We start from the raw sequence: 9417 nt of genomic DNA, 5'->3' as shown, positions 1-9417 counted from the left end.
GCTTCCTGCAAAGGAATATACCAGCACCTGTGGGTTTTGCTCCATGCAGCGCAGGACAGTGCTTTTAAAATTTTATTGAGGGTGATGTCAAATGCAAAATGCAGCGCTATACACGCCTGGCCGCGGTGGTTGAGTGGTGTTAGCCTGATGTTTTCCATGAGTTGCCGTTAATGCATACGCTTCCTCAGCCACAGGGTTAGGGTGAGAAAGGGTTACCTATGCATGCAACAAATTAATAAATAACCCCGATGAACACAAATTATTTTGCAGGTGCCGGTTTATTGAATGAGTTTTTTACCGCAATAGCGGTTTACAAGTATTGGCGTGGAGCAACGTTGCATAACTGCACGATAATTAAACTTTATTCACGTTATTCCGGAGATATTGCCGGGCCCGTATTACCGTTTTGGATGGCTTCAATATTTGCAATGTCGGCGCTGTTACCAGTTAAGAGGAAACCTTACTGCACTGCATCGTAAATTTCCCGCGGTGTAGAAGAAGAATGGGTGTATTCCAAATTCATCCTGCACTCAGGTGCAACAAAGCAGATACACCATTTTAATTTATTGAAAATGAATTGGTTAATGACGGTGCATATATAATTTTCGATTCAAAAAAGGAATATAATAACAAACTGCAAGTCTTATGTTCCTGATAGTGAGTGTTGCTTCAGCCCCACAACAGACACCATGCTGAGCAATTTATGGGACTTTCGGCATGGCGAAGGAGTTCAGATGTTATTGTCAATATGAATGTTATAGTGCAGACGCTCCCTGGGTCGGCATCAATGTGCAATCCATGAAACAATATGATATGTTTTGGGTAGCGTTCATTGATATAAATAGAATTGTTCATTCACTTTAATATCATTGTTTATTTTCTTTGTGCACAGCTACTTTTTCGGTCAGCATTTACTTTCGTCCAGCCTGTCTTTATAGTATTACAGTCGCGGTAAAGAAGAACATGCAGGATAATGCGCGGGAAAAAGAGTGTATAAAATGATATAAGCCTATTTACCCGAAAAATAAAACCATAGCAAAAAGGCTGCAAGCAGTATCAAAAAGAGGAAGGTCCACACGCCACCATGATCGTTGTTCCTTTTCCATACCAGCGCCGGTGATCCTTCGTTGTTAAATGTTCTTTTCATCAGCCCTAAAAAATCATAAAATGCATCGTGCACATTGTCTTTGGTGGCAGCTCCGTTTTCCGGTTTTGTTGCTTCTATATTGATGATAGTACGTTTCCCCGATTCAGGAATGAGGTTCACGGAAATGATAACAATGCAAAATGATTTTATCCAGCCGAAAAGAAATGAATTTGATGATATGTTCTTATAATATGATTCCGGATAGTCTTTTCCTTTATCCAGCAACTCACCGATCGTGTCTTTCACCGTTTCAATTTCATGGTCTACTTTCAGCACCGTTTTAATAGCAGATGTATGTGTTTTTTCTTTCATCTTACTATACTCCATTTCCTGTAATATCGCAATCTTCCTGCCATAATTATACCGCAACGGCTTTGTTTAAAGATGTTAACAATTAGATCATAAATGTTAATTTCCTGATTGGGTGGCCGGCACAATAACCCGATTGATCATGCCTCATCGGCCGGGTAGCAGATCCCCGCCTTTCTTCTTATTTCGTCCAGGGTTTCCATCAGCATCAGGGTGTCGGCATGCGTCATTACAGGGCTTTCGGTCAGCCCTCTCCGCAAGCATTCGCCCACGTGCCCCGCCTCGTAATGATAGCCCCATCCCCCGGTGTGCTGCACGGGAACAATGGTTTTGGTATCTGCTCTGCCGGGATAAAATTCAACAGTCGTTTCCGGCGTATAAAAACGATGGGTAAGTCTTAGCCGGCCCTTGTTGCCGCTGATACCGGCTTCTGTGGCCAGATGGGTTGAATAAGACGAAAAAAGCTGGGCCATAGCGCCATTGTTGTACCGGAACAGAACAGCGCATTGTTCGTCAACACCCGTGGCTGCAGGTGTCATACGGGCTTCAATATGATCGGGTTTGCCTAATGCGGACAATGCATAAAAAACATTATATATACCAATATCGAGCAGGGTACCACCGCCCAGCGCCGGATTATACAGCCGGTCGGCAACAGGCGCCTGCGGAATAAATCCAAAATTGATCAGCACATTTTTTATTTCTCCCAGTTTCCCGTTCCCGATCATTTCCATCATTGTTTGCCAGGAAGGAATGAACTTCGACCATAAAGCTTCCATTAAAAACACTTTTTGCCTCTGAGCGGCCGATATCATTTCTTTTGCCTGGCGTGCATGTAAAGCAAACGCTTTTTCACACAGCACTGCTTTGCCATGCTGCACGCACAACATCGTATGTTCATAATGCAGTCCGTGTGGCGTGGCTATATATACCACATCTACCCCCGGATCCTGTACCAAAGATTCATAATTGTCGTACTGCCGTGCTGCAGGATACAAAGCGGCAAATGTTGCGGCGTTGGCTTTGCCACGGGAGGCAACGGCAAAAAGTTCGGCATCTTCAACAAGCTTCAGGTCGGATGCAAATTTTTGTGCTATACGTCCGGCGCCCAGTATGCCCCATCTGATCTGTTTATCCATATTTGTGAATGTTTTTGTATAAGCAGTTGATGCATAACGATACAAGATTGATTGAATCGTTTTATTTCAGAAAGTCAGCACATCTGAAAGCACGTCCCCGGCATTTTTCAATGCCCGTTTTCAATTTTAGTCCTGGTAAAGATAGGTGCCTTTTGTTCAATAGCGGCACAGGCGATGAACGGATTGCGACGCAACGATGCCTGACCAGGGAACCGGAAGCCGGTACCAGAAACCCCGGATAGAAATATTGCGTTCAAAGCGTAGCAACAGTTCTGTAAATCCCTTAACTTCACGGCAAACACGATTTAAAATTTATGCTGTTAGCGGAAGCGCAGGAAATCCCCGCCTCCGGCAATACCCTAACCCCTGCATGCAAGCTTTGAGGAACTCTGTATTTATCATATCAGCACTATTGAGTTCGGCACTTTTCACTGAATGTGCCTCACCAACGCCAACAGACGACGGTATTGAGGAAATATCCGTTTATCTCGCAAATAATATTGACACCAATTCATTGGATCTTTTAAGAGATTTCAGCTACGGCGCAAACGGCGACGACAATTTTTGGCTCAGGGTTTCGGGCGACACAAATTTGTATGTTTGTAATTTCAGATTCAAAGGCGATACAGCAAAGCTTTCAATCTGGAGACCGGATAAATTCACCCGTGACTTTTCAACGGCCTTCAATTTCGACACTGCCATTTATTCTCAGTTTACATTTTCAAAGCTCCGGGGTAAAATTGTAAAAATTGAACAGGATAGCAGCAATGGAAACAGTTTGATAAAAGACATATCAGCAACCACCGAACAATTCTTTCCGGATAAGAACCCGTTCACCACCTTTTCGGAACTGACTTCCATCCCAAACAGGTATAGCTTTGTGGGAAGCTCATACAGCAGCGGCATGGGCGATTTTTTTATTTTCTGGCTTTCGCCCAAATTTAAATTGCTATATATTCCGGACACCTTGAAAATAGACCTGAAGTTTAAAAAATACTGGCTGGACGAGTTCAATAAGGGTAAAAAAATAAAACAACACTGGAGTTTGATAAACGTTTCCGCAAAATAACCCTGCATCAGCGCGCCGAAGGCAGAAAGCCATGAATTGTGAGCAGGCGCTCATTGTAAAGTTGTTGCCACCCAGAATATTTTAGAAATGAGGTGAAATCTTTTAATTTTAATTTTGGCATTGCAATCCACCAAAATGGTTCCTGAAATACAAGCATACAACGAAAGACAAACAATGGACGACAAGGCCATTTGCAACCTGCTGGCAGCTACAATTGATGGCGGGTTAAGTGAAGCGGAAAGCAAGATCTGGCACGCACACCCTGTTTGGTTTTTGGATGGCAACCCTATTGTTGGCTACAGTAAACAGAAAGCAGGCTGGCGCCTGATGTTTTGGAGCGGAGCGGACTTTGAAGAAGAAAAATTAAATGTGAGAGGCAAAAAATTTAAAGACGCTTCCATTTTCTATACCACAGCCGGGGACATCAATACGAAAGATATTGAACGCTGGCTGAAAAAATCAAGAGCAATCCAGTGGGATTACAAAAACATAGTTAAGAGAAAAGGACAGCTTGTGAAGCTGCAATGATCTTAAGACAATAAAAAAACCAGGTTATGAATAATTCCAACACACATGATCAGCGCATTGCAAAAATGATCTTCGCCTCGGTGTATCCCCTGTACCTTGCGAAAGTAGAGAGAAAGGGCAGAACAAAAGAAGAACTGCACCAGGTTATTAAATGGCTGACCGGCTTCGATGAACGCAAGCTGAAAAACCTGATCGAAAAAAAAGTAACATTTGAAACATTCTTTGAAAAGGCTTCATTAAACCCGGATGCGCACCTCATTACAGGGGTAATATGCGGCTATCGCGTTGAAGAAATTGAAAACCCGTTAACGCAAAAAGCGAGGTATTTAGACAAACTGGTGGATGAACTGGCGAAAGGCCGCAAAATGGAGAAGATCCTGCGGGTTGCGCAAGGGTGATGATCGCATGATCTTTTCTTCATGCTGTTCAAAAAAGTAAACCCGGCGCCACAAAGAACATTGCAAATATCCGGCATAAACAACCCTCCACCGTATCCGGGCCTGCCCTGTAAAAATATTGTTTATCGTATACTTTTTGAACCAATGCGTAGTATGAGCAGAATGCCGGTCAGAGATCTTTTTGCTTCAAATTTTGCTCAGATTGCCGGGATGAAAGAACTTTTAATATTAGTAGCATTGGCAAACTTTAGTGCATATTGCCATGCGCAAAAAATATATATAGCAAATTCCACCACCGGACCTGTTAATGATTTTATTATCAATAACAATCCCGGCAGAACGGATTTCATTTATCAGAGTGAATTTGTAACAAACAATAATTATGATGAGGCCAGGCTCATTCAATCCATCAATCAAAAATTTCCCGACAAAAACCAATCCGGCATGGCTATTCTTGATTGGGAAGGGGTTGGCTTCGACAGTTTAACAAGCCCGGGTAAAACAGGGGATAAATACAGGAAACAATTTGCCGATGCCATTCAAAAAGCAAGGTCTCTGCGTCCCGGTATCAGGTGGTCTTATTACGGACTTCCCACAAGAGAATTTTGGCATACGGATAATGCCTGGCGGCAAAAGAACCTTAGTATAATGTCTTTTTATTCAAATCTCGATTTCCTGGCGCCTTCGCTATATATTTTTTACTCAACTGACCAGGTAGCTGAGGAAGTTCACCAAAATTATATCGACAATAATATGGCTCTCGCCGGTAAAATAGGAAGTGAGCTGGATATGCCTGTTTATGCAGTGGTAAATCACAGGTACCATCCCTCCAATAAGCTGCTGGGCAACCGGCTGGTACCGGTAGATCTTTTTACGTTTTATGTTAAAAGAATTTTTAACGATGGTGCAGGCGGAGTGGTTTGGTGGAATTCGGAAGACTATAATTACAGTATCAGCAAGCTGGATAAGCCGGGATTGGACAACGCCGTTTACAAAGCAGATTTTGCCAATGCTTCGAAAGATGATGTGATAAAGAACATGATGAACATGTATTTTTCAGATCTGAAAAAAAATATAAAAGGGCTCAGATAAAAACAGGCACACGATTGGGACGGTTTTGTTCATTGAAGTCCGCGGAAAAAGACAGCGGCGCAATTATTTTTGCATAAAATAAAAACGTCCGTCCTCTGCGCCTATCAATAGCCCGGAATTTGAGCCGCCCCAGTTTACCATGGTTGGGCTGGTAGTATGACCCGCCAGCACCTTATCGCTGACCTGCCCCGCTTCTTCAAAATATACGTTCCCGTTTTTCTCTCCCCGGTTTATCAATACTGAAGCATTGAGGCTGTTCAAAACAATATCAGGCTTTCCATCGTTGTTCCAATCGGTAATGGTAAGCTTCACCCTTCCGCTGGCGCCGTTCTCCTTTACGTTCAGCCTTAACAGTCCGGGCTCATTCACCACAACCGAGTGCTTTGAATCGAAACCCGAAACCCGGCTGCCATAAAAAATCCGCTGACCCGGCTTTAACACCAAATCGCCTTTTGCATTGGAAAACCGCTCAAAAAATGCCAGGTATCCCTCGTGATCAAGCATCACAATATCCATAAGCCCATCAGCATTCCAATCTATAGTATACGGCGTTGTTCGCCATTGCGTAACCAACTGATGCGGTTTAGCCTTAAACCAGTTCCATTTTGGCTGTTTGGGCGCCATACCCTGCCAGTCTGTTTTTACATCCTGTATGGCGCTTAAGCGGGGCGCTCCTTTTGTACCCCTATTTTTTAACCATTGCACTTTCCCCCAAATGGAGTTAACGATAATATCTTTCAGCCCGTCGCCATCCCAGTCGGCTACCGACAGCGTGGTATATCCCCATTTGGCTTCGGCTGGTCCCTGGATAGAGCCGTTATAGCCAGCCTGTACACGAACGGTCTTGCCGCCAGCCTTTAACAATACCGGTGCCGCCCAGCGGGGCATGCCGTTATAATTTCCCAGGTTCTCAATAAACCCGATATAGCCCGCCGTATTCCCGGTAATGATATCCTCATCTCCGTCATCATCCCAGTCTGTGCTATAGGGTGTAGCCAGCGCTCCAAACTTCAGGTGCTCCGCCTGTTGCTTAAAGTAAACGGGCGATTGAAATACAGGCATACCTTTTTTTACTTTGCCTGTATTCCTGATCAATGCCACCCTGCCATCCTCATCGCCCACCACCAGATCTTCATGCCCGTCGCGGTCAAAATCAACAGCAACGGGAATGATCATTTCAAGATCCATTGTAATTGCCCCTTTCTCATTGCTCAATATTCTTCCCTTTGCGTAAACCGGTTTTTCTCTTGTTCCGGTATTCTCAAACCAGGTGAGTTTATCCAAAAATTCTCCGCATATTAAATCAAGATCGCCATCGCCGTCAAAATCAGCAAAATTGGGCGAAGGGGCGCCATACTGGTCAATTTCCTTACCCCCGGCTTTGAGTCTCCCTTTATTGATGTAAGTACCGTTTTTATTTTCAATTAAGTATAGATACCCGTGAAGCGGGCCGTTGATCCACTTGCCTTTGCCGTTAAATGCATTATCCCATCCGTAATCGCTCCAGTCGTCCACACCCACCACTATATCAGTGTCGCCATCGTTATCGTAATCCACCAGTTTCCACTGATTAAACCGGGGTTTCTTTTTAAGATCTTTTACAATTTCCTGAACAGGGAACAGGGAATCTTTTTCTTTGCCGAATGATCGTTTAAAATTGGACAGTTCAAAGCCCGGCACCAATACCCGCGGCCGGGCATTGATATAAGAGACCTGCACATCTTTTAACGCGCCTGTTAAACGCCGGCCGGGCGAAAACACGGGCTCCGCTCCACCGGTAAGGTTCTCAAAGAAATAAGTTCCGTTATGGGGCTTATCCGGGCAGGAAACCAGCAGGTCCATGTCACCATCATCATCAAAATCCATGGGGATGGGCCAGGCCCATAATCCAACCCCCAGGTCAACCACCAGCCCGGGATTATTGTATTCAACTATTTTTAAAGCACCGGGGTCATTTGTTTGAGCAAAAGAGCTGTTTATGTGCATCAATCCCGCAAAAAGAACAGTCAATATTGTGCAACGCTTCATGGTATTGGCTTCGTTTTTTGCCATTTATATTAACCCGGAACAGGGCGGTTTAATTTCATTACGCGCATACCAGTCCTGAAAAATAACCAACTTTGAGAAACTTCCTGCAGGAAATCAATGCCGGTATGCTAACGGGTTGATGTTCCCGGATCGGAGTTTGACGACAAAAATGAGACGGTTGGCGCAGAGGTCAACATACCATCACCGCATCAGGGTTTTTTCAAAAATTTAAACAGCTCATTATCGGTGGTAAGCACAACGCTGGTTAGACTATCAAGCGATCTCTCCAGCGTTTCCATGGATTTTATAAAGCTGTACAATTCCCTTGACCGGGCATCTTTATTGTACGCACCTGCATAAATAGAGGTAGCAACTGCATCAGCCTTTCCCCTGATCACCTGGGCTTCTTTAACAGCCGACGACTGAATTTCGGCCAGGTCGAGCTCTTTATTCCCCCGTATTTTTAACGCTTCTCCCTGACCTTCAGATTTAAACTGTTCGGCAATTCTGTTTCTTTCACTGATCATTCTGTCGTACACCCTGTTCCTAACTTCTTCAACATAATTTACCCGTCTGAAGCGGAAATCTAAAATCCTGATCCCAAGGTCGGCGGTTCTTTCGTTCACTTTTTTAAGGATCATGGCTTCTATTTTATCCCGGCCTACGGAAATCGAATCCAGGTTTTCCAGTTGCTCCAGGAAATCTTCCCCGATCTCCGGTTTACGGTTGGAGGAGCGAACAATATCCAGGAGCTCATGCGCAGCCACGGCGTTACGGGTTTCGCCATCAAGAATGTCATCGAGCCTTGATTTTGCCGATCTCTCATCCCTCAGGCGTATAAAGAATTGCAGCGAATTTATGATCTGCCACCTGGCATAGGTATCTACATAAATGAATTTTTTGTCTTTCGTAGGCACCTGGTTCGGATGTCCGTCCCAGGCAAGATAGCGCTTATCGAAAAACTGAACTTTTTGTATGAAAGGCAGCTTCATGTGTACGCCCGGCTTAACACGGGGCTCTCCTACCGGTTTGCCAAACTGGGTAACTATCGCCTGCTCGGTTTCATTAAGAATAAATATGGAACCAAAAACAGCCAGCACCGCCACCACTACCAATATACCTGTTATGATTTGTTTGGGTTTGATCATTTTTTGATTATTTATGCGAAATATTGCAGAACAGTTTCATTCGCCTGGTTATTTTGACGGGTTTGTTTTACTGCCCAGGTTCAGTAAAGGCAAAACATTATTCCCTTTTTCGTCCACCACTACCTTGTTGCCAATTTTAGGCAGGATCCTTTCCATTGTTTCGAGATAGATCCTCTTTTTGGTAACCTCCGGCGCCTTGATATATTCGGTGTATAACGACTCAAACCTCGCGGCATCACCGGTAGCGCCATTCACCCGGTTCAGCGCATACGCTTCCGCAAGCTGAATGGTTTCCTTTGCTTCGCCCCTTGCTCTTGGGATCACGCTGTTGTATTCCGATTCGGCCTGGTTGATGAGCGTTTCCCGCTCCTGCTGCGCCTGGTTTACACCATTGAACGAAGGTTTCACTAAAGCGGGCGGGTTAACATCCTGCAATACCACCTGGTCTATGCGAATACCATTTTCATATTCATCGCACAGCTTCTGCAGCAATACTTCCATATTGGTGGCTACTTCCTGCCTGCCAACCGTAAGCACTTCATTAACCGTTCTTTCTCCT

General features: G+C 44.4%; 9 protein-coding genes. 4 read left to right on the top strand and 5 right to left on the bottom strand.

Features of this window, described 5'->3' with window-relative positions; translation table 11 throughout:
- Positions 1–1009: 1009 nt before the first annotated feature.
- Positions 1010–1516 (bottom strand): hypothetical protein, encoded by a 507-nt coding sequence (locus PLH26_RS16935; protein WP_324587216.1) that lies wholly within the window; start codon positions 1514–1516, stop codon positions 1010–1012.
- Between the two features lie 80 nt (positions 1517–1596).
- Positions 1597–2595, bottom strand: coding sequence for a Gfo/Idh/MocA family protein (locus tag PLH26_RS16930; protein ID WP_324587215.1), 999 nt, complete (start codon positions 2593–2595; stop codon positions 1597–1599).
- 412 nt (positions 2596–3007) lie between these two features.
- Between PLH26_RS16930 and PLH26_RS16925 the strand changes: the two genes are divergently transcribed.
- From PLH26_RS16925 to PLH26_RS16910, 4 genes are all read left to right on the top strand, one after another.
- Entirely contained in the window at positions 3008–3664 is a 657-nt protein-coding gene (locus PLH26_RS16925) for a hypothetical protein (RefSeq protein WP_324587214.1), read from the top strand.
- 114 nt (positions 3665–3778) lie between these two features.
- Positions 3779–4192: a DUF1801 domain-containing protein gene (locus tag PLH26_RS16920; RefSeq protein WP_324587213.1), complete on the top strand. Its 414-nt coding sequence runs from the start codon at positions 3779–3781 to the stop codon at positions 4190–4192.
- Positions 4193–4218: 26 nt separating this feature from the next.
- Positions 4219–4590 (top strand): DUF2200 domain-containing protein, encoded by a 372-nt coding sequence (locus PLH26_RS16915; protein ID WP_324587212.1) that lies wholly within the window; start codon positions 4219–4221, stop codon positions 4588–4590.
- A 210-nt stretch (positions 4591–4800) separates the two neighbouring features.
- On the top strand, positions 4801–5682 hold the full coding sequence (locus PLH26_RS16910; protein WP_324587211.1) for a hypothetical protein: 882 nt from the start codon (positions 4801–4803) through the stop codon (positions 5680–5682).
- A 63-nt stretch (positions 5683–5745) separates the two neighbouring features.
- Here PLH26_RS16910 and PLH26_RS16905 read toward each other — a convergent pair whose 3' ends face one another.
- The 3 genes from PLH26_RS16905 to hflK form a co-directional block, all read right to left on the bottom strand.
- Positions 5746–7734, bottom strand: a complete 1989-nt coding sequence (locus PLH26_RS16905) for an FG-GAP repeat domain-containing protein (protein ID WP_324587210.1) — start codon at positions 7732–7734, stop codon at positions 5746–5748.
- A gap of 185 nt (positions 7735–7919) precedes the next feature.
- A complete protein-coding gene (gene hflC / locus PLH26_RS16900; protein WP_324587209.1) occupies positions 7920–8858 on the bottom strand; it encodes a protease modulator HflC in 939 nt (312 codons plus the stop codon).
- Positions 8859–8906: 48 nt separating this feature from the next.
- Positions 8907–9417: protease modulator HflK (hflK, locus tag PLH26_RS16895; RefSeq protein ID WP_324587208.1), on the bottom strand; the 511-nt coding region annotated here is incomplete at its 5' end.

This window comes from Agriterribacter sp. (assembly GCF_035444585.1).
In the GTDB taxonomy this organism is placed as follows: domain Bacteria; phylum Bacteroidota; class Bacteroidia; order Chitinophagales; family Chitinophagaceae; genus Agriterribacter.
Note: the sequence above shows the minus strand (reverse complement) of the source record. Positions and strands in the feature narration are given on the sequence as shown.